At 63.5% G+C, this 20,194-nt stretch carries 21 protein-coding genes and 1 tRNA gene; 10 read left to right on the forward strand and 12 right to left on the reverse strand.

Features of this window, described 5'->3' with window-relative positions:
• Positions 1-139 precede the first annotated feature (139 nt).
• The 9 genes from JQ597_RS10220 to rpsA all read right to left on the reverse strand — a co-directional run bounded on the left by JQ597_RS10220 (position 140) and on the right by rpsA (position 9,330).
• The gene (locus JQ597_RS10220; RefSeq protein WP_212264069.1) at positions 140-1,507 is read right to left on the reverse strand and encodes a bifunctional folylpolyglutamate synthase/dihydrofolate synthase; all 1,368 of its coding nucleotides are present in this window, start codon (positions 1,505-1,507) and stop codon (positions 140-142) included.
• The gene (accD, locus tag JQ597_RS10225; RefSeq protein ID WP_212264070.1) at positions 1,504-2,445 is read right to left on the reverse strand and encodes an acetyl-CoA carboxylase, carboxyltransferase subunit beta; all 942 of its coding nucleotides are present in this window, start codon (positions 2,443-2,445) and stop codon (positions 1,504-1,506) included. The genes JQ597_RS10220 and accD overlap by 4 nt, the downstream gene beginning before the upstream one ends.
• Positions 2,446-2,547: 102 nt before the next feature.
• The gene (gene trpA, locus JQ597_RS10230; RefSeq protein WP_212264071.1) at positions 2,548-3,384 is read right to left on the reverse strand and encodes a tryptophan synthase subunit alpha; all 837 of its coding nucleotides are present in this window, start codon (positions 3,382-3,384) and stop codon (positions 2,548-2,550) included.
• Positions 3,381-4,610: a tryptophan synthase subunit beta gene (gene trpB, locus JQ597_RS10235; RefSeq protein ID WP_502754373.1), complete on the reverse strand. Its 1,230-nt coding sequence runs from the start codon at positions 4,608-4,610 to the stop codon at positions 3,381-3,383. Before trpB ends, trpA begins: the two co-directional genes overlap by 4 nt.
• Positions 4,607-5,266: a phosphoribosylanthranilate isomerase gene (locus JQ597_RS10240; RefSeq protein WP_212264072.1), complete on the reverse strand. Its 660-nt coding sequence runs from the start codon at positions 5,264-5,266 to the stop codon at positions 4,607-4,609. Before JQ597_RS10240 ends, trpB begins: the two co-directional genes overlap by 4 nt.
• 64 nt (positions 5,267-5,330) lie before the next feature.
• On the reverse strand, positions 5,331-5,723 hold the full coding sequence (locus JQ597_RS10245; protein WP_212264073.1) for a lipopolysaccharide assembly protein LapA domain-containing protein: 393 nt from the start codon (positions 5,721-5,723) through the stop codon (positions 5,331-5,333).
• A 153-nt stretch (positions 5,724-5,876) separates the two neighbouring features.
• The gene (locus JQ597_RS10250; protein WP_192736230.1) at positions 5,877-6,182 is read right to left on the reverse strand and encodes an integration host factor subunit beta; all 306 of its coding nucleotides are present in this window, start codon (positions 6,180-6,182) and stop codon (positions 5,877-5,879) included.
• Positions 6,183-6,354: 172 nt separating this feature from the next.
• Positions 6,355-7,335 (reverse strand): signal peptide peptidase SppA, encoded by a 981-nt coding sequence (gene sppA, locus JQ597_RS10255; RefSeq protein ID WP_212264074.1) that lies wholly within the window; start codon positions 7,333-7,335, stop codon positions 6,355-6,357.
• A 294-nt stretch (positions 7,336-7,629) separates the two neighbouring features.
• Positions 7,630-9,330 carry a 30S ribosomal protein S1 gene (rpsA, locus tag JQ597_RS10260; RefSeq protein WP_192736228.1) on the reverse strand — a complete coding sequence of 567 codons (1,701 nt, stop codon included), beginning with the start codon at positions 9,328-9,330 and terminating at the stop codon, positions 7,630-7,632.
• 493 nt (positions 9,331-9,823) lie between these two features.
• Between rpsA and JQ597_RS10265 the strand changes: the two genes are divergently transcribed.
• On the forward strand, positions 9,824-9,994 hold the full coding sequence (locus JQ597_RS10265) for a hypothetical protein (RefSeq protein ID WP_212264075.1): 171 nt from the start codon (positions 9,824-9,826) through the stop codon (positions 9,992-9,994).
• A 10-nt stretch (positions 9,995-10,004) separates the two neighbouring features.
• Here JQ597_RS10265 and cmk read toward each other — a convergent pair whose 3' ends face one another.
• Positions 10,005-10,634 carry a (d)CMP kinase gene (cmk, locus tag JQ597_RS10270; RefSeq protein ID WP_212264076.1) on the reverse strand — a complete coding sequence of 210 codons (630 nt, stop codon included), beginning with the start codon at positions 10,632-10,634 and terminating at the stop codon, positions 10,005-10,007.
• Between the two features lie 252 nt (positions 10,635-10,886).
• Between cmk and JQ597_RS10275 the strand changes: the two genes are divergently transcribed.
• Positions 10,887-11,876: a Bug family tripartite tricarboxylate transporter substrate binding protein gene (locus JQ597_RS10275; RefSeq protein WP_212264077.1), complete on the forward strand. Its 990-nt coding sequence runs from the start codon at positions 10,887-10,889 to the stop codon at positions 11,874-11,876.
• Between the two features lie 17 nt (positions 11,877-11,893).
• Here JQ597_RS10275 and aroA read toward each other — a convergent pair whose 3' ends face one another.
• On the reverse strand, positions 11,894-13,243 hold the full coding sequence (gene aroA / locus JQ597_RS10280) for a 3-phosphoshikimate 1-carboxyvinyltransferase (protein WP_212264078.1): 1,350 nt from the start codon (positions 13,241-13,243) through the stop codon (positions 11,894-11,896).
• A 147-nt stretch (positions 13,244-13,390) separates the two neighbouring features.
• Between aroA and JQ597_RS10285 the strand changes: the two genes are divergently transcribed.
• The 3 genes from JQ597_RS10285 (at position 13,391) to JQ597_RS10295 (ending at position 14,423) form a co-directional block, all read left to right on the forward strand.
• Positions 13,391-13,810 carry a TIGR02300 family protein gene (locus JQ597_RS10285; RefSeq protein WP_192736224.1) on the forward strand — a complete coding sequence of 140 codons (420 nt, stop codon included), beginning with the start codon at positions 13,391-13,393 and terminating at the stop codon, positions 13,808-13,810.
• A gap of 62 nt (positions 13,811-13,872) precedes the next feature.
• Positions 13,873-13,948 (forward strand) — tRNA-Ala (locus JQ597_RS10290).
• A 238-nt stretch (positions 13,949-14,186) separates the two neighbouring features.
• On the forward strand, positions 14,187-14,423 hold the full coding sequence (locus JQ597_RS10295; RefSeq protein WP_212264079.1) for a GIY-YIG nuclease family protein: 237 nt from the start codon (positions 14,187-14,189) through the stop codon (positions 14,421-14,423).
• 16 nt (positions 14,424-14,439) lie between these two features.
• On the opposite strand, the gene JQ597_RS10300 is transcribed toward JQ597_RS10295, so the two are convergent.
• Positions 14,440-14,895 carry a MarR family winged helix-turn-helix transcriptional regulator gene (locus tag JQ597_RS10300; protein WP_212032002.1) on the reverse strand — a complete coding sequence of 152 codons (456 nt, stop codon included), beginning with the start codon at positions 14,893-14,895 and terminating at the stop codon, positions 14,440-14,442.
• 161 nt (positions 14,896-15,056) lie between these two features.
• On the opposite strand from JQ597_RS10300, the gene JQ597_RS10305 reads away from it, so the two are divergent.
• From JQ597_RS10305 to ugpE, 5 genes are all read left to right on the forward strand, one after another.
• Complete coding sequence (locus JQ597_RS10305) at positions 15,057-15,485, forward strand: organic hydroperoxide resistance protein (RefSeq protein ID WP_212264080.1); 429 nt, start codon at positions 15,057-15,059, stop codon at positions 15,483-15,485.
• Between the two features lie 155 nt (positions 15,486-15,640).
• The gene (locus tag JQ597_RS10310) at positions 15,641-16,843 is read left to right on the forward strand and encodes a CaiB/BaiF CoA transferase family protein (protein WP_212264081.1); all 1,203 of its coding nucleotides are present in this window, start codon (positions 15,641-15,643) and stop codon (positions 16,841-16,843) included.
• A 229-nt stretch (positions 16,844-17,072) separates the two neighbouring features.
• Entirely contained in the window at positions 17,073-18,386 is a 1,314-nt protein-coding gene (gene ugpB, locus JQ597_RS10315; RefSeq protein ID WP_212264082.1) for a sn-glycerol-3-phosphate ABC transporter substrate-binding protein UgpB, read from the forward strand.
• Positions 18,387-18,450: 64 nt separating this feature from the next.
• On the forward strand, positions 18,451-19,332 hold the full coding sequence (gene ugpA, locus JQ597_RS10320) for a sn-glycerol-3-phosphate ABC transporter permease UgpA (protein ID WP_212264083.1): 882 nt from the start codon (positions 18,451-18,453) through the stop codon (positions 19,330-19,332).
• A complete protein-coding gene (ugpE, locus tag JQ597_RS10325; RefSeq protein WP_212264084.1) occupies positions 19,332-20,180 on the forward strand; it encodes a sn-glycerol-3-phosphate ABC transporter permease UgpE in 849 nt (282 codons plus the stop codon). Before ugpA ends, ugpE begins: the two co-directional genes overlap by 1 nt.
• Positions 20,181-20,194: the final 14 nt, after the last annotated feature.

The following is a 20,194-nucleotide window of genomic DNA, read 5'->3' on the forward strand; positions in this document are numbered from 1 at the left end:
TGCCCCGGATGCTGCGCAGCGCGCTCAGGATCGCGCTTCGCGCGACTCCGACGGTGCGCTGCTGATCCGGGGTCCAGATGGGTCCCGGCTCTGCGGAGCAGCGTGAAGGACGCTGCACCGCGTCCGGGACACGAGGGTGTTATGCAGGCGGCGTGCCATTGGCGGCCAGCACATGGCCCGCGAGGTATAGCGATCCTGTGATCAGGATGCGCGGCGGCACTTCATAGGCGAGTTTCGACAGTGCCTGAAGCGCTGCTTCGACGCTGGCGGCATTTTCCACGCGCATGCCGAGGGCGCGGGCGGCATCCGCCAGCCGGTCCGGCGGCATCGACGCTGCCATGGCCGTCGAGCTCGCATTGTCGCGGCCCGGTATCGGCACCGCCATGATATGGCGCGTCAGCCCGGCAAAATTGGCGAGGAACGCGCCGGCATCCTTGTTGGCCATCATGCCTGTTATGACGACCAGCGGCCGCGACACCCGTTCTTCGAGATCCCCCAGCGCCGCCGCGGCGACGCGCCCGCCTTCGGCATTGTGTCCGCCATCGAGCCAGATCTCGCAGCCCTGTGGGCCCTGCTCGACCAGCGCGCCCGAAACCAGGCGCTGCATCCGCGCCGGCCATTCGGCGTTGACGATGCCGGCCTCGAAATGGGGCATGCCGATCTTGAAGGTGTCGAGCGCACGCAAGGTCGCGATCGCGAGCCCGGCATTGTCGAACTGATGCCGGCCGAACAGTTTTGGCGCCACCAGATCCATCAGGCCGCGATCGTCCTGATAGACCAGCCTGCCGCGCTCGACGCTGACATGCCATTGCTGGCCGGCCGCATGCAGCGGCGCGCGCATGCGGCGCGCATGCGCCTCGATCACCGCCATCGCTTCCGGCGCCTGCTCGGCGCAAACCACCGGCGCATTGCGCTTGATGATGGCGGCTTTCTCACCGGCGATCTCGGTCAGCGAATTGCCGAGGAATTCCGTATGATCCATGCTGACCGGCGCAATCACGCTCGCAATCGGCGCGTCGATCACATTGGTGGCGTCCAGCCGTCCGCCGAGGCCGACTTCCAGCAGCACGACATCGGCCGGATGCTGTGCAAACAGAGAAAACGCCGCCGCGGTTTCGATCTCGAAAATCGTGATCGGATCGCCATTGTTGGCGTGTTCGCAATGCCCGAGCACGGCGCACAATTCATCGTCATCGACCAGCACGCCGCCACCGCTGCGGCCAAGACGAAAACATTCGTTGAGCCGCACCAGATAGGGCGAGGTATAGACGTGGACGCGCAGGCCCGCGGCTTCCAGGATCGCGCGCAGATAGGCAATGGTGGAACCCTTGCCGTTGGTCCCGGCGACATGGATCACCGGCGGCAGCTTGCTTTCAGGGTGATCGAGCCGCGCCAGCAGGGCCTGCATGCGATCGAGGCTGAGATCGATGCGGCTGGGATGGAGCGCCGACAGCCGCGCGATCAATTCGTCGAGCGAAGGCTGCGGTCTGGCGGCGAGTGCGTTCACGCGTGCGGTGCGGCCGGCACCGCTTCCGGCGCCGAGACGATCTGGGCCGGGTCGGTGACCTGCAGCACGGCTTTCGACGCAACCTCAGGCGCCGGCGACTTCGTCAGCAGCCGGCACAGCCGCGCCAAGGTGGGACGCATTTCGTGGCGGTGCACCACCATGTCGACCATGCCGTGGTCGCGCAGATATTCGGCGCGCTGAAAACCTTCCGGCAGTTTCTCGCGAATGGTCTGTTCGATGACGCGCGCGCCGGCGAATCCGATCAGCGCACCGGGCTCGGCGATCTGCACGTCGCCCAGCATGGCGTAGGATGCCGTGACGCCGCCGGTGGTCGGATTGGTCAGCACGACGATGTAGGGCAGTTTTGCTTCGCGCAGCATCTGCACGCCGACCGTCGTTCGCGGCATCTGCATGAGCGATAAAATGCCTTCCTGCATCCGCGCGCCGCCGGAGGCGGCGAACACGATGAACGGCGATTTCTTTTCGACCGCGAGCTCGAGCCCACGCACGATCGCTTCACCCGCGGCCATGCCGAGCGAACCGCCCATGAAATCGAAATCCTGCACGGCCACGACGACGCCGGCGCCTTCGAGCTTGCCATAGCCGACCTTGATGGCGTCGTTCAATCCGGTCTTGGCGCGCGCATCCTTGATGCGGTCGGCATATTTGCGCTCGTCGCGAAACTTCAGCGGATCGGCGGTCACGTCGGGCAGCGCGATATCGTACCAGGTCTCGTTGTCGAAGATCGACTTCAGCCGCGCCACCGCGCCCATGCGCATGTGATAGTTCGAACCGGGAATCACGAACTGGTTGGCCTCGACGTCCTTGTAGAACACGAGCTGCCCGGAATCCGGGCACTTGATCCACAGATTCTCCGGCGTCTCGCGGCGCAGGATGCTGCGGATCTTCGGCCGGACGACGTTGGTGAGCCAATTCATGTTTCGCTCCGAAATGCGGTTGGACGCATCAGTTGCAATATATGGCGGCCCGGGTCTGACCCGACAAGCCGCAGGTACCGCCTCAATCTACGCCAAAATGGCCTATTCTGCGGCCTGTTTGGCACCCCGAACCCCCTGAGCCAGGGCGGCGACGAGATCGGCCACGGCGGGTACGGTCTTGGCGGTGGCGCGCCCCTCGGCGTCGAGGCTGCCGCGCAGGGCATCGACCAGGGCGGTGCCGACCACCGCGCCATTGGCGTTCTCGGCGATCGCGCGCGCGGCATCCGGCGTCCTAATACCGAAGCCGACGCACACCGGCAGCTTGGTGTGCCGCTTGATCCGGGCGACGGCTTCACCGACCACGTGGGAATCGGCGCTGGCGCTGCCGGTGATGCCGGTGATCGCGACGTAATAGACAAAACCCGACGTGTTCGCGAGCACCGCCGGCAGGCGCTTGTCGTCGGTGGTCGGCGTCGCCAGGCGAATGAAATTGAGCCCGGCCTTCATCGCCGGCAGGCACAGCTCGTCGTCCTCTTCCGGCGGCAGGTCGACGATAATCAGACCATCGACGCCAGCGGTCTTCGCGTCGACAAGGAACTTGTCGACGCCGTAAATGTAGATCGGATTGTAATAGCCCATCAGCACCAGCGGCGTGGTGTCGTCGTCCTTGCGGAAGCCGCGCACCATCTCCAGCGTCTTCTTCAGGGTCATGCCGGCTTTCAGGGCGCGCAGGCCCGCCGCCTGAATCGACGGCCCGTCGGCCATCGGATCGGTAAAGGGCATGCCGATCTCGATCATGTCGGCGCCGGCCTTCGGCAGCGCCTTGAGGATGTCGAGCGAGGTTTTCGGATCGGGATCGCCAGCCATCAGGAAGGTGACGAAAGCCGAGCGGCCCTGCTTGGCGAGTTCGGCGAAGCGCGCGTCGATACGGGTACTCACTTCTTCTCACCCTTCAAGATTTCGGCGACCTGCGGGATGTCCTTGTCGCCGCGGCCCGAGAGATTGACGACCATCAGATGATCCCTGGGCCGCTTCGGCGCGAGTTCCACAACCTTGGCGATGGCGTGTGCCGATTCCAGCGCCGGGATGATGCCTTCCAGCCGCGACAGCAATTGGAACGCGGCGAGCGCCTCGTCGTCGGTGGCGCTCAGATAGGTGACCCGGCCGTTTTCATAGAGCCAGGAATGCTCCGGCCCGATGCCGGGATAATCCAGTCCCGCCGAGATCGAATGCGCGTCCTGGATCTGGCCGTCATCGTCCATCAACAAATAGGTGCGGTTGCCATGCAGCACGCCGGCCCGGCCGCCGGCGATCGAGGCCGCATGCAGCTGGGTCAGGCCATGGCCTGCCGCCTCGACACCGAAAATCTCGACCGAGGGATCGTCGAGGAAGGGATGAAACAGTCCCATCGCATTGGAGCCGCCGCCGATGCAGGCGACCAGCGAATCCGGCAAGCGCCCCTCGGCCTCCTGCATCTGCTCGCGGGTCTCGTCACCGATCACGCACTGGAAGTCGCGCACCATCATCGGATAGGGATGCGGCCCCGCGATCGTGCCGATGCAGTAGAAGGTGTTGTGCACGTTGGTGACCCAGTCACGCAGCGCCTCGTTCATCGCGTCCTTCAGTGTGCGCGTCCCTGATTGAACCGGGATCACCTTGGCGCCGAGCATTTCCATGCGGAACACGTTGGGCGCCTGACGCGCGACGTCGACCGCGCCCATATAGACGATGCATTCCAGCCCGAACCGCGCGCACAGCGTCGCGGTGGCAACACCGTGCTGGCCGGCGCCGGTCTCGGCGATGATGCGCTTCTTGCCCATCCGGCGCGCGACCATGATCTGGCCGAGCACATTATTGACCTTGTGCGAGCCGGTGTGGTTGAGCTCCTCGCGCTTGAAATAGACTTTCGCGCCGCCGAGATGCTCGGTCAGGCGCTCGGCGAAGTACAGCGGCGACGGCCGTCCGACATAGTGCTTGAGAAAGCCCTTCATTTCCGCAGCGAACGACGGATCGGCCTTGGCCGCGATGTAGGCCTTCTCCAGATCCAGGATCAGCGGCATCAGCGTTTCGGCGACGAAGCGGCCACCGAAATTACCAAAATGCCCGCGCTCGTCGGGGCCGGTGCGGAAGGAGTTTGGCAAGGAGTTCGGCAGACCTGGATTCATCGGACCATCAATTCTTCGGTGGCGCGCGCGGCGCGGATAAAATCGCGGATCATGTCGGGATCCTTGACGCCGGGCGAACGCTCGACGCCCGAGGACACATCGACGCCGCCCGCACGGGTGACGCGAACGGCCTCGGCGAGGTTGGAGGCGTTGAGCCCGCCCGAAACCATGAACGGCAGTTCGAGGTCGAGCTTCTCAAGCAGGCGCCAGTCGAACACGGCCCCTAACCCGCCCGGGCGGGTGGCCTCTTTTGGCGCACGGGCGTCGAACAGGATGCGGTCGGCGACCGCAGCATAGCCCGCAAGCGGCACGAGATCGGCCGCGGTCTCGACCGGCAGCGCCTTCATCAGCGGCAGACCGAATTTCGCCTTGATGTCGCGCAGCCGCGCGGTGGTTTCCTTGCCATGTAGTTGCAGGATGTCCGGCCGCAGGGTCTCGACGATATTCTCGAGCGTCGCGTCGTCGGCATCGACCGTGAGCGCCACCTTGACGGCGCGGCCCTTGGCCTGCTTGCCGAGCTCGCGCGCGGTCTCGAGGCCGACATGCCGCGGCGACGGGGGGAAGAACACGAATCCGACCATATCAGCGCCAGCCCCGAGCGCGACGTCGAGCGTCTCGCGCGTGGACAGGCCGCAAATTTTGACGAGCAGGGACATGGTCTCTCGGGCGCGGCTTTCAAGCCGTGAAGTGCGGGTTGGAACGGAGCTGTTTGGGCGGGTTCTACAACGTCGCGCCCTGCTTGTCTCGCCCGGCGGCCCCGTAAAAGCCGCGCGGCGCCGGTGCTGCAAGCTGCGGCACGCCGCCCCGGGAGACGGCCGCCGCGGCGCGCAGATCGGCTATTTCCGACCGCGCCCGCCGGGCCTCGGCCTCGTGCTGGCGTGCGGCGCGGCGCCAGCGGCGCTGGCGGAACCAGGTCGCCGAGCCGCCCGCCGCGACCCCCAAAATCGCGACCGCAATAATCACGACGAACAGCGGCATCGACACCGCGACCGACGGATTGACGGAATCGAACGGATCGAACGACACCGTCACCGAATGACGGTTGGCGACCGCAAAGAAGATGAAGATGACGCCTAAGGGAATGACGACCAGCGCCGAGAAGAATTTTCGCATGACCATATCTCGCAGTGCGGACTCTTGAAGCAGCTGACATCGGCGAGCACGTGTCCCGCAACACGGCACCCGATCTTCAGAACCCGGTGGAGTCTTTTATTTGACGCGTTCTCTTCACGCGAACCGGGCCCACTTCGCTTGAAAACGCTATGGTTACGCGCCGGCCTCGGGCGAACCGCCCTCGCGGTTCAGCCGCTCACGCATTTCCTTGCCCGTCTTGAAAAACGGGACGCTCTTCTGATCGACCGGCACATGCGCGCCGGTGCGTGGATTGCGCCCTGCGCGGGCTGGACGATGCTTGACCGAGAAAGCGCCGAAACCGCGGAGCTCGACACGGTCGCCGCGCGCCAGGGCAGCGACGATCTCATCGAGAATCGCGTTCACAATGTTCTCCACATCCCGCTGATAAAGATGCGGGTTGTGCTCGGCGATGCGCTGAACAAGTTCGGATTTGATCATCGAGACTGGGGTCCACTGTCGTGCGGACTTCCATTTCCGTGAAAATGCCTTGAACTGTCAAGACGCTAAATCAATTTTGGGCCACGCGAAATGACGTGACAAATGGCCCGGAAAGGGGTTGTCGCAACACCCGCAATGCGGGAGGACCGCGCCAAACCTCGCTTGCGCGGGTTCAATTGGAGGCCGCGGGCCGCCAAAGTGCCAGCATACCGTCCAATGCCAGCTGGTCGACGGCACCTGTGACGCCGGCCTGCTCGATCTGGCGCGCGATCGCGCTCAGGCCGAGCGCATCGAAGCTGACGGACGCGACTGCGCGCAGGAAAGTCATGTCGCCAAACCGCGGGGTCAGCTTGAAATCGCGCACCGGCAGATCGCTCTTGATCTTCTTCTCGGCGACCAGCCATGCCACCGCGGTTTTCTCGTCGCCGAGCTGATCGACCAGCTTCAGCTCGACCGCCTGGCGGCCGGTGAACACGCGTCCGTCCGCGACTTTGTCGAGCAACGCCTCGTCCATGCCGCGCCGCGCCTTCACGAGGCCGCGGAACCAGGCGTAAGAGTCCTTCACCAGCGCGTCGAGCGCCGCCCGCGCCTCCGGGCTGGTTGGCTCAAAGCCGTTCGGCGCCGCCTTCAGCGGCGAGGATTTCACTTCCTCGACCTTGACGCCGACGGTCTTCATCAACTCGGTGAAATTCGGAAACTGAAACAGCACACCGATCGAGCCGACCAATGAGCTCTGCTGGGCGATGATATGATCGGCCGCAAGCGCCCCGATGTAACCGCCCGAGGCGGCCAGCCCTTCGACCACCACGACCAGCGGCTTCTTGGCCTTCAGCCGCGTCAGCGCATCGTAAAGCTGCTCGGAGCCGGCGGTGGTGCCACCCGGCGAATTGATGTGCACGATGACGGCGGCGGCCGACGACTTCTCCAGCCGCTCCAGCGCCTCGACGCGTTGCTGATCGCTGCGAATGAGGCCTTCGATATTGACGCGGGCAATCGAGCCGGACACCGACAGCGACGAGCGGCCGGCGGGTGTCGCCAGCACACCGACGACAACGACCGCGGCAAGAACGACCACGGCCGCCACCAGGCGCCAGAAAGTCAGCTTGCGGCGTATCCTGCGGCGATCGACGATCACGTCCGAATCGAGCGACATCGAAATTCTCCTGGGGTCGGCAGCGCCGTTTTGCCTTCGCAGCGTCACCAGCGCATTATCCAATTACATCAATTGCGATGCAATATGAAGAAAACAAGGCCCAGTTGTCGTCCCCGCGGAGGCGGGGACCCATAACCACCAATCCTGATTGTCGCGCCAGGCTGGAGCTCCAGTTTTTCACAACCACAAACCCCTGTGGTTATGGGTCCCGGCGAAGGCCGGGACGACACCGGTGCAACAAAAAAGGCCCCGGTCGAAACCGGGGCCTGGTCTTTGCGAACAGGGAAGCTGTGCCTACTTGTCGCGGTTCTTGAGCGCGGTGCCGAGAATGTCGCCCAGCGTCGCTCCCGAATCGGAGGAACCATACTGCGCGATGGCTTCCTTCTCTTCGGCAACTTCCAGCGCCTTGATCGAGACCTGCACCTTGCGGGCCTTCTTGTCGAACTGGATCACGCGGGCATCGACCTTCTCGCCGACGGCGAAACGCTCGGCGCGCTGATCGTTGCGGTCGCGGGCGAGTTCCGACCGCTTGATGAAGGTCGAGAAATCGGTACCCGAGATCTTCACCTCGATGCCGGCTTCCTTCACTTCGAGCACTTCGCAGGTCACGACTGCACCCTTCTTGACGTCGCCAGGCTCTGCGAAGGGGTCGCCTTCGAGCTGCTTGACGCCGAGCGAGATGCGCTCCTTTTCGACATCGACGTCGAGCACCACGGCCTTGACCATGTCGCCCTTCTTGAAGTTGTCGATCACCTGCTCGCCCGGAAGCTTCCAGTCGAGGTCGGAGAGATGGACCATGCCGTCGACGTCGCCGTCGAGACCGAGGAACAGACCGAACTCGGTCTTGTTCTTGACCTCGCCTTCGACGGTCGCACCGACCGGGAACTTCTCGACGAAGACCTCCCAGGGGTTGCGCATGGTCTGCTTGAGGCCGAGCGAGATGCGGCGCTTGACCGAATCCACTTCGAGAACCTGCACTTCGACTTCCTGCGAGGTCGAAACGATCTTGCCGGGGTGCATGTTCTTCTTGGTCCACGACATTTCCGAGACGTGGATCAGGCCTTCGATGCCTGGCTCCAGTTCGACGAACGCGCCGTAGTCGGTGATGTTGGTGACGCGGCCGGTGAAGCGTGCGTTCAGCGGATACTTCGCCTCGATGCCCTGCCACGGATCGTCCAGCAGCTGCTTCATGCCGAGCGAGATACGGTGGGTCTCGTGGTTGATCTTGATGATCTTGACCTTGACGGTCTGGCCGATGGTAAGCACCTCGGTCGGGTGATTGACCCGGCGCCAGGCGATATCGGTGACGTGCAAGAGGCCGTCGATGCCGCCGAGATCAACGAACGCACCGTAATCGGTGATGTTCTTGACCACGCCGTCGATCACCTGACCCTCTTCGAGGTTCTGCACCAACTCCTGGCGCTGCTCGGCGCGGGTCTCTTCGAGAACCGTGCGGCGCGACACCACGATGTTGCCGCGGCGGCGGTCCATCTTGAGGATCTGGAACGGCTGCGAATTGTTCATCAGCGGCGCGACGTCGCGGATCGGGCGGATGTCGACCTGCGAACGCGGCAGGAAGGCCACCGCGCCGTCCAGATCGACGGTGAAGCCGCCCTTGACCTGGTTGAAGATGACGCCGTGAACCTTCTCGTTGTTGTTGAAGGCCTTCTCGAGCTTGCCCCAGCTCTCCTCGCGGCGCGCCTTGTCGCGCGACAACACGGCTTCGCCGAGCGCATTCTCGATCCGGTCGAGGAACACCTCGACTTCGTCGCCAACCTTGAGTTCGCTGTCGCGGCCGGGTCCTGCGAATTCACGCAGCGCCACGCGGCCTTCGGTCTTCAGGCCGACGTCGATGACGGCCATGTCCTTTTCAATTGCAACTACCTTGCCCTTGATGACGGAGCTTTCCTGCAAATTGCCGCCGGCGAAGGACTCGTCCAGCATCGCAGCGAAATCGTCGCGGGTAGGATTATAAGAAGCAGCAGTCGAAGCCATTTGTTCTCCAGATGCGGGTATCGCCGGCCAGTCGGGTTAAGGGGCGTATCGCGCGTGAAGTGTCAGGGGTCCGCAAACCCTAACGACCGCCGTTTGCGGGAAATCGCAAATGGCGGGCCGGCAGCATGCCTGCACGTTCGATACGTTGATTTATCCGGAGCCTGAAACGAGCGTATCGACTTCAAGAACCTGGAGCGGGCTTTCCTCCAATGACGGCAGGGGTTCAAACCTCCTGCCGGCCCGCTCGGACAGCCCTGATCTCATCGATGGCGGCCCGGATGGCCGGTGATATAGCCCCAAGGGGTCTTTTCGGCAAGCGGAAATGCCCGATTTACGGGGCTTTAGGGCTGACGGACGCTCGCCATGGGCCCATGTTTTCAACGCCTTGTTCACCGCATGACGCAAAAGGCCCGCAGTGTCAGGCGCGATGGAACCCGGCCTTAAGTGCCGCCCCCCAACGATGGCACGGTTCAAAAACAGGGGGAGTGCCACCATGAAGAGCCTGATCGCGATGACAGCCATCGCCGCCTTTACCGTCGCTACGGCCGTTGCCGGCAAGCCGGCCTATTTTGCGACCGACAAGGCGATTGCCGCGGCGAAATCGAAGCCCGTCCTGATGGCCGAACAGCGATTGCCGTTCGACCGCGACCGCTCGAAGAACTGAACCGGAGACTTCACCGCCTGGCGCGGACAGCCTCGACGATCGCGATCGCGGCGCGAACGCCGCCTTCGATATCGAGATTGGAATTGTCCAGGACATGCGCATCGGGGGCCGCCTTCAGAGGCGCCGCGGCCCGATTGCGGTCCCGCTCGTCGCGCTTGAGAATATCGGCCAGCACCAGCGCTTCATCCGCCGCTTCACCCCGCGCGAGCGCTTCCAGCGTGCGGCGGTGGGCCCGCACCTTTGGGTCGGCGACGACGAAAATCTTCACTTCCGCATTCGGGCAAATCACGGTGCCGATGTCGCGCCCGTCGAGCACCGCGCCGGGCGGATCTGCCGCGAACTGGCGCTGAAAACTGACCAGCGCTTCCCGTACCGTGGGGATGGCGGAGACCACCGAAGCAGCATCGCCGATCCGCTGCGACTTCAGTTCGGGATGGCCGAAGTTTTCCGGGTCGAGCGCCATCGCGGCGGCGACGGCGCGGGCTTCATCGGTGAGATCAAAACCCTGGTCCAGCAGCATTTTGGCCACGGCGCGGTAAATCACGCCGGTGTCGAGGTGGCGATAGCCGTAGTGCTGCGCGAGCCGCTTGCCCAGCGTGCCCTTGCCCGAGGCGGCGGGTCCGTCGATGGCGATGATCATGAGCGCCATGTGCGACAGAGCGCCCATGGCGGTCAAGACCATGCGTCAGGGGTGATGGGGCCACCGCTCCGGGAAACGGTGGCCTCACCGCCAGGAAACCTGAATTCCGCGATGCGGACATATGCGCGCCAGATGCGTCCAAATGTGCCTCGCCCCCGCCGCGGCCCGCCTCTATCCTGAGACCAGCCGGGGCATTCCATCGCGTCTGCGAATCGCCCGATTCAAAAAAATGATAACGGCCGGAGGGATACGATGAGCACCATTTCACGACGTCAATTTATTGGTAGCGCCGCAGCAGCCTCGGCGATCCCGCTGCTCGGGAGTTCGGCCCACGCGCAGGCCGACTGGCCGACCAAGCCCATCAAGATCATCGCCGGCTATCCCGCCGGAGGTCAGACTGATCTGTTTGCGCGGACCTATGGAGAATATATCCGGGCCACCACGGGCCAGAATGTGGTGGTGGAAAACAAGGCCGGTGCCTCAGGATCGGTCGCGGCAGTTGAAGCCAAACGCGCCGCGCCCGACGGCTACACGCTGATGTTCACGATCTCGACGACGATGATCATGAACCGCGTTCTGATCAAGGACATCGCTTACGACGCCGACAAGGATTTCACCCTCGTCTCGATCATGCCGGCAGGCAGCCTGCCGTTCGTGGCCGGCGAGAAGACCGGCGCCAAGACTCTCGCCGAATTTGTCGCCTACGCGAAGAAGGCCGAGAAGATCAACATTGGCACCTATGGCGCAGGGTCATACGCGCACATGGCGGTCGCCGAAATGAACAAGCAATACGGTCTCAAGATGGAAGCGGTGCACTATCGCGGCGAAGCGCCCATGTGGACCGATCTGGCCGGCGGATTTATCGATGGCGCCCACGGCAGCTACTCCGCGGCGTTGTCCGTGCTGCAAAGCGGCCGCGGCCGTGCGGTCGCCGTCTCGCGCAAGCGCATGTCGACATTGCCCGACGTCCCTTCCTTTGCAGAGCAGGGCACCACATCGCCGATCTTCAAGCTGACCGGCTTCCAGTGCTGCGCCGTGCCGACAGGCACGCCACCGGAAATCGTTCAGAAGCTGTCAAAACTCCTCGTCGAGGGCGGCAAGACTGAAAAAGTACTGCAGCTGATGAAATCATTCGGCGTCGACGACACCGCGATGACCTTCGAGGAGACGCAGAAACTGTACAAGGAAGAAGCGCCCATCTGGCTCGAGGCAGTGACCAGCCTGGGGCTTGCGCCGTCCTGACCGCGCAAGCCTCCGCTTTATGAAAATTCCGCCCCGAGCCCGCGCATCATCGGAATGAAATCCGGAAAGCTGGTGGCGATGAAGGTGGTGTCGTCGATCTTGACCGGCTTGTCGGCAGCAAGCCCCATCACCAGCGCCGACATCGCGATGCGATGATCCATGTGGGTGGCGACGAGGCCGCCGCCGGGCACGTGGCCACGGCCTTCGACGATCAGATCGTCGCCCGCGACCTCGACCTTGACGCCGTTGACGCGCAGCATGTCGGCGGTCGCCTCCAGCCGGTCTGATTCCTTGACGCGCAGCTCCTGCAGGCCGCGCATGATGGTGGTGCCTTCGGCAAACGAGGCCGCAACCGCGAGCACCAGATATTCGTCGATCATCGAGGGCGCGCGCTCCGGCGGCACTTCGACGCCGCGCAGTTTTGATGCCCGTACGCGCAAGGTGGCCATCGGCTCGCCGGCGTCACCACGCACGTCGCTCTCCTCGATCGAGGCGCCCATCTCGCGCAAGGTCGTGATCAGGCCGGTGCGCAGCGGGTTGGTCATGACGTCGGAGAAGACGATGTCGGAGCCCTCGACGATGAGCGCCGCGACGATCGGGAACGCTGCAGACGAGGGATCGGCGGGCACCACGACATCGGCGCCGTGCAGTTCGGGCTGGCCGGTGAGCGCTATCTTCCGGCCATGGCTGCCTTCCCTGGTCGAGACGATCTGCGCGCCAAAATGCTTCAGCATCAGTTCGGTATGGTCGCGGCTCGCCTCCTGTTCGATCACGGTCGTGACACCCGGCGCTGCGAGGCCCGCCAAGAGCACCGCCGATTTGATCTGGGCGGAGGCCACCGGCGTCCGGTACAGGATTGGCACGGGATCGCGGGCGCCATGCAGCGTCAGCGGCAGGCGGCCGCCTTCCTTGGCCTCGCCGGTCCTGGCGCCCATCAATTCCAGGGGATCGAGGATCCGCCGCATCGGCCGCGAGCGCAGCGAGGCGTCGCCGTCGAAGACCGCCGAAATCGGGCAGCCGGCGACCGCCCCCATCACCAGCCGGCAACCGGTGCCGGAATTGCCGAAATCGAGCGGGCTTGCGGGTTGGGCGAAGCCCGCCACCCCGACGCCCCTCACCTGCCAGGCAAACGGGCCTGTTCGCTCGACCTTGGCGCCCAGCGCCTGCATCGATTTCGCTGTATTGAGTACGTCTTCGCCCTCAAGCAGGCCGGAAATCGTGGTCTGGCCGACCGAAAGCGCCCCCAGGATCAGGGCCCGGTGCGATATCGACTTGTCGCCGGGAACCCGGACTTTACCGGTCAGGGAACCGCTGGAGCGGGATTCCAGCGGGGTCGGGTGGCCTGCAAGCCGATCTGAATGGGTCAAGATTGTGTCCTCTCGCGCAGGGCGGCAGGTATCACATAGGCAACACCGCGTCACGCGGCCGTCTCATGCGCGCAAACCGCTATTGACAGCGGCCTAGCAACTAGCCAAGTGAAGCACCGTTTTTCAGAAATTCCCAGGACTCCACACGTGGCCAAATCCGATCTCGGAACCAAACGCATTTGCCCGACGACGGGTAAGAAGTTCTATGACTTGAACAAGAGTCCGGTGATCTCGCCCTATACCGGTGAGGTCGTGCCGATTGCGCCGATTGCGCCGCCCCGGGCAGCCCGCGGTGATGCTGCACGCGCTGCCGCCGCAGCAAGCGCCGCCGCCGATGCGCCGGAACCGGCCGAGGCCGAGGAATTGGTCTCGCTCGAAGAGGCTGATGCCGAGGAGAACACCGGCAAGGTCAAGGCCGTCGTTCCCGAATCGGAAGACGACATCGAAATCGACGAGACCATCGAGGGTGACGAAGACGACGATTCGACCTTCATTCCCGACGAGGAAGAAGGCGATGAGGACGTCACCGACATCATTGGTGACGTCGGCGGCGACGAAGAGACTTGAGATCGGCCCTGAACTGTGGTTCAGGGTGCCTGCGCGTCGCCCAAGGCGCGCGGGTCGGTTAAGGGGCCATAGCTCAGCTGGGAGAGCGCTTGCATGGCATGCAAGAGGTCGGCGGTTCGATCCCGCCTGGCTCCACCAGCCTTCGCAGGCTGCGCCTGCTTCGGCTAGGCAGGCCCGCGTGCGCGAAGGCTGCCTCGGCGTAGCCCGAAGGGCGAAGACGGGCTCCCTCAACGAACACAAGTCTCTGCCTGCTTCGGCTAGGCGAGCCCTCTCGTAGCGAAGGCTGCCCCGCCATTGCCCGAAGGCTCGGCTAGCTCTGCGACTACACAGATCACTCACCTGCGGTATCCTGCCTTTCCAGGGCGGAGGACATACCGTGCGATACGTCTATATTCTCGAAAGTCTGGATTCGCTGCACTTCTACGTGGGCATGACAGATGACCTGCGCGCTCGTCTGGCTAAACATAATGCCGGTGAGGTGCCGCATACCTCGAAGTACCGCCCTTGGCGGCTGCGAACTTATATTGCGTTCGATGACGAACAGCGCGCCATCGCGTTCGAGAGGTACCTGAAGTCCGGATCCGGCCGAGCTTTTGCGAAGAAACACTTCTGAAGGGGTTCGCCCGCCCCTACTCCCCCAACGCCGCATTCAACTTGTCGCGCAGCGCGAGCAGTTCGTTTTTCATCGCCACCAGTTCGCCCACCGAGCACGCCGAGCTCGCCAGAATACCCTGCGGCACCGCCCGGGCTTTTTCCCGCAGGGCCTGGCCTTTCGGCGTCAGTGCGATCAGGACCTGGCGCTCGTCCTCGGTGCTGCGTGTGCGCCGGATCAATTCGGCGGCCTCCATCCGCTTCAGCAGCGGGGTCAGCGTGCCGGAATCGAGGAACAGCTTCTCGCCGATGTCCTTGACGGGCACGCCATCACGCTCCCACAGCACCATCATCACGAGATATTGCGGATAGGTCAGCCCGAGCTTGTCGAGCAGGGGCTTGTAGACGCGGTTGAAGGCATGCGCGGTGGAATACACCGCGAAACAGATCTGATTGCCGAGCAGCAGCGGATCGACCGCCGGTTTCCTAGCCATTTGCACCTCGCCAAGTGGGGACACCCGTGATCATTTAGGGCCGCGGACGAGCCTAATCAATTGCATACAATTAAATTGCGGACCCCTTCATTTTTTCTATTGTGCACAATCTAATTGTGTGCAATACAACAGCCATCGAAACCAACCCAAGGGAGACCAACATGTCCGTGAAAGTCCTCTACAAGACCACCGCAACGGCCACCGGCGGCCGCGACGGCACCGCCTCGACGGCTGACGGCGCCTTCAGCGTCAAGCTTGCGACCCCGAAGGAACTCGGCGGCGGCGGTGGCGCCGGCAACAATCCCGAACAGCTGTTTGCGGCCGGCTATGCCGCCTGTTTCATCGGCGCGATGAAGGCGGTTGCAGCTCAGGGCGGCGGCGTGAAGGTGCCCGCGGACGCCTCCGTTACCTCCACCGTCGGCATCGGCCCGCGCTCGGAAGGCGGCTTTGGCCTTGATATCGACCTCGCCGTTTCCCTGCCCGGCCTTGCCCGCGCCGACGCCGAAGCGCTGGTCCAGAAGGCCCACCAGGTTTGCCCGTATTCCAACGCCACCCGCGGCAATGTGGATGTGCGCCTGACCGTGGCGTAACGACCGCGTCGAACGGCCCGCTGCAACAAGCCGCGGGCCGTTTTCGCGCGCCTTCTGTCTTCGCATGCACCTACGCGCGCGCGGGCATTGCCGCCGCGCCCGAAGACCGCTAGCTCAAGAATTCCATTGGTCTTACTTGAGCGAAGGTTTTTTCCATGAGTTCTCCGGCTCCCGGCGCAATGACGGGCCTGCGCGTGATCGATCTCACGCGCGTGCTCGGCGGCCCCTATTGCACGCAGATCCTCGCCGACCACGGCGCCGACGTGATCAAGGTCGAGCCGCCCGCCGGCGACGAGGTGCGCGACTGGGGCCCTCCGTTCCATGAGGAGGACGCGGCCTATTTCGTCGGCATCAACCGCAACAAGCGCTCGATCGGCCTCGACCTCGCCTCCGAGGGCGGCCGCACTGTGCTGCTCAAGATGCTGGAGACCGCCGACGTCCTGATCGAGAATTTCAAGCCGGGCACACTCGACAAATGGGGCATCGGCAACGACGTGCTGCGCGCGAAATTCCCAAAGCTCGTGCATTGCCGGATTTCCGGCTTTGGCGGCGACGGCCCGCGCGGCGGCAATCCCGGCTATGACGCGATCATCCAGGCCATGACCGGCATGATCGCCGCGACCGGCTCGCCGCAAAGCGGCCCGATGCGGATCGGCGTCCCGCTCGTCGACATCACCACCGGGCTTTATGCCGCGATCGGCATCCTGATGGCGCTGTCGGAGCGGCAGCGCTCGGGCCTTGGCCAATTCCTCGAGACCACGCTGTATGAAACCGGCCTTGCGATCATGCATCCGCACACCGCGAATTATTTCATGCATGGCAAGCCGCCGAATCTAACCGGCAACGAGCATCCCAATCTCGTGCCCTATGCGATCTTTCCGACCCGCACCGACAACATCTTCATCGGCGTCGGCAATGACGGCACCTTCCGCAAGCTCGCCAAGGAAATCGGCAAGCCGGAACTCGGCACCGATCCGCGCTTTGCCCGCAACAAGGACCGCATCGCCAACCGCGATGCGCTGCGCGCCGAACTCGCCGCGGTGTTCAGCCAGCACGATGCCGCGCCGCTGTGCGACCGCCTGCTCGCGGCTGGCCTGCCGGCCGGCCCGGTCCAGTCGATCGACCAGGCGCTGACCGCCGCCCACACGCTTCACCGCGGCGATGTCATCGAGAAGGACTGGTACAAGGGCGTCGCCTCGCCGATCCGCCTGGAGCGAACCAAACCGAGCCTGCGCCGGACCCCACCGAAATTCAGCCAGCACTCCGCCGAGGTGCTGGGCGAGTTCGGCTACTCCAAGAGCGAGGTCGAGGCGATGGTCGCCAAGGGCGTGGTGTGCGGACCGGAGCGGAAGCGGTAGCCACTGTCGTCCCTGCATTCGCCGCTCCAAGCCCTCGCCAATCCCCGGGGGCCAAACACGTTCGCAGGGGCGACGGGACAGATCGGATCCGTCACCCTTGGCCTATTTGACGGCTTCCCGAGGGGCCCGCTTCCCCGATACCATGCTTTCGCTTATACGGTCATTTGCACGTCATCCGGCGCTGCTATCGCGCGAAACGAAGATGACGACCCAACCTGGAGGGAATTACATGGCATTTCGACAATTCGGCGTAGCCGCAAGCGTGACTGTCGCGCTTGCGCTCGCCACGCCTGCCTACGCTGCGACTGAGATCCAGTGGTGGCACGCCATGACCGGCGGCAACAACGACATCGTCAACAAGCTTGCCGAGGATTTCAACGCCAGCCAGTCCGACTACAAGGTCGTCCCCACCTTCAAGGGCAGCTATCCCGACACCATGAATGCCGGCATTGCGGCGTTCCGTGCCGGCACCGCGCCGCACATCATTCAGGTGTTCGAGGTCGGCACTGCGACCATGATGAGCGCCACCGGCGCCATCAAGCCGGTTTACCAGCTGATGAAGGATGCCAACGAGCCGTTCGACCCCAAGGCCTACCTGCCGGCGATCACAGGTTATTACTCGACGTCGAAGGGCGACATGCTGTCGTTTCCCTTCAACTCGTCGTCGACGGTGATGTGGATCAACAACGACGAGCTGAAGAAGGCCGGCATCGCCGAGATTCCGAAAACCTGGCCGGAAGTTTTCGACGCCGCCAAGAAGCTGAAGGCGGCCGGGCACACGACCTGCGGATTCTCCAACGCGTGGGCGTCATGGGTGCATATCGAACAGTTCTCGGCCTGGCATAACGTCCCGATCGGCAGCAAGGCCAACGGCCTCGACGGTTTCGATACCGTGCTGACGTTCAACTCGCCGCTGCATGTGAAGCATCTGCAGAACCTGATGGACCTGCAAAAGGACAAGACCTACGACTATGCCGGCCGCGCCAACGCCAGCGAGAACCGCTTTGCGTCCGGCGAGTGCGCGATCTTCCTGACCTCGTCGGGCTATTACGCCACTGCCAAGAGCACCGCCAAGTTCGACTTCACCTCGGCGCCGATGCCCTACTACCCGGACGTTCAGGGTGCGCCGCAGAACTCGATCATCGGCGGCGCTTCGCTGTGGGTGATGGGCGGCAAGAAGCCTGAGGAGTACAAGGGCGTCGCCAAGTTCTTCACGTTCCTGTCCGACACCAACCGTCAGGCCGACCTGCACCAGAAATCCGGCTACCTGCCGATCACCAAGGCAGCCTATGAAAAAACCAAGGCGGACGGCTTCTACGAGAAAAACCCCGTCCTGCAGACGCCGCTGAAAGAACTCACCAACAAGGAGCCGACCGAGAACTCGCGCGGCCTGCGCTTCGGCAACATGGTGCAGATGCGCGATCTCTGGGCCGAGGAACTGGAAGCGGCACTGGCTGGCAAGAAAACCGCCCAGGAAGCCCTCGACGCCGCGGTCGCGCGCGGCAATGCGATGTTGCGGACGTTCGAAAAGACGGCCAAATAGGATCGGCGAAGACTCCCTCTCCGCCTTCCGGAGAGGGAGCACCTCTGGCATCACAGCGTCCTGAATGGAAAAGTCGGTCGTCTTCAACAACAAGCTGCTGCCATATCTGCTGCTAGTGCCGCAGCTCATCATTACATTCGTATTCTTCTACTGGCCGGCGAGCCAGGCGGTCTTTCAATCCTTCAAGCGCGAGGACGCGTTTGGCCTGACATCCGAGTTCGTCGGGCTGGAAAATTACCAGACCCTTTTCGCCCAGCCTGAATATTACAAGTCGATGCTGACGACGGTGATCTTCTCGTCGTTGGTCGCGGCGTTGTCGCTTTCCATTGCGCTATTGTTCGCAACCCAGGCCGACAAGAACCTCAAGGCCGCCGGCACCTACAAGACGCTGATGATCTGGCCCTATGCGGTGGCGCCCGCGGTCGCCGGCGTGCTCTGGATCTTCATGTTCCATCCCTCGCTCGGCACGCTGGCGCGGCCGCTGCGCTGGATGAATTTCGACTGGAATCCGCTGCTCAACGGCAACCACGCCATGGCCCTGGTGGTGATGGCCGCGGTGTGGAAGCAGATCTCCTACAATTTCCTGTTCTTCCTGGCCGGCCTGCAATCGATCCCGAAAAGCGTGCTGGAAGCCGGCGCGATCGACGGCGCCGGCCCGATGCGGCGGTTCTGGACCATCGTCTTTCCGCTGCTGTCGCCGACGACGTTCTTTCTTCTGGTCGTCAATGTCGTCTACGTCTTCTTCGACACGTTCGGCATCATCGATGCGGTCACCGGCGGCGGCCCGGCCGGCGCCACCACCACGATGGTCTACAAGGTGTTTGCCGACGGGCGGCTCGGCGGCGACCTCGGCGGCTCGGCCGCGCAGTCGGTAGTGCTGATGGTGATCGTGATCGCGCTGACAGCAGTCCAGTTCAAATATATCGAGCGCAAGGTGCAATACTGATGGTCGAGCACCGCCCGCTCAGCGACATCATCGCCTACGCGATCCTGACGCTCGGCGTCTTCATCGTCGCCTTTCCGGTCTATTTGGCACTGATCGCATCCACCCATGACGCCGCCACCGTCGTCGGCGGCAACATGCCGCTGACGCCCGGCAGCCAGACGCTGGAAAACTACTACCGCGCGATATTCGTCGGCGGTTCGCGGACCAGCCGCGAGCCGGTCGGCCACATGCTGATGAACTCCTTCATCTCGGCACTCGGCATCGCGATCGGGAAGATCTTCATCTCGATCCTGTCGGCCTACGCCGTGGTGTATTTCCGCTTCCCGTTCCGCAAGACCGCGTTCTGGATCATCTTCGTCACGCTGATGCTGCCGGTCGAGGTGCGTATCTATCCGACCTACAAGGTGGTCGCCGACCTCAAGATGCTCGACACCTACGCAGGGCTGATCATGCCGCTGATCGCTTCCGCCACGGGAACGCTGCTGTTCCGGCAGTTCTTCATGACGGTTCCTGAGGAGTTGCTGGAAGCATCGCGGATCGACGGCGCGGGTCCGTTCCGCTTCTTCTGGGATACGCTGCTGCCGCTGTCGGTAACGACGATCGCGGCGCTGTTCGTGATCCAGTTCATCTACGGCTGGAATCAGTATCTGTGGCCGCTGCTGATCACCACGCAGGATTCGATGCAGACCATCGTCACCGGCATCAAGAAGATGTTGTACACGACCGACGAGCTGGCCGAATGGCAGCTTGCGATGGCGACCGCCATCCTCGCGATGCTGCCGCCGGTCGCGGTTGTCGTGTTCATGCAGCGCCTGTTCGTGCGCGGACTGGTCGAGACGGAAAAGTGAGGAAGCGAGTGGCG

Origin of the sequence: Bradyrhizobium sp. AUGA SZCCT0177 (genome assembly GCF_018130125.1) — a bacterium.
Lineage (GTDB): Bacteria > Pseudomonadota > Alphaproteobacteria > Rhizobiales > Xanthobacteraceae > Bradyrhizobium.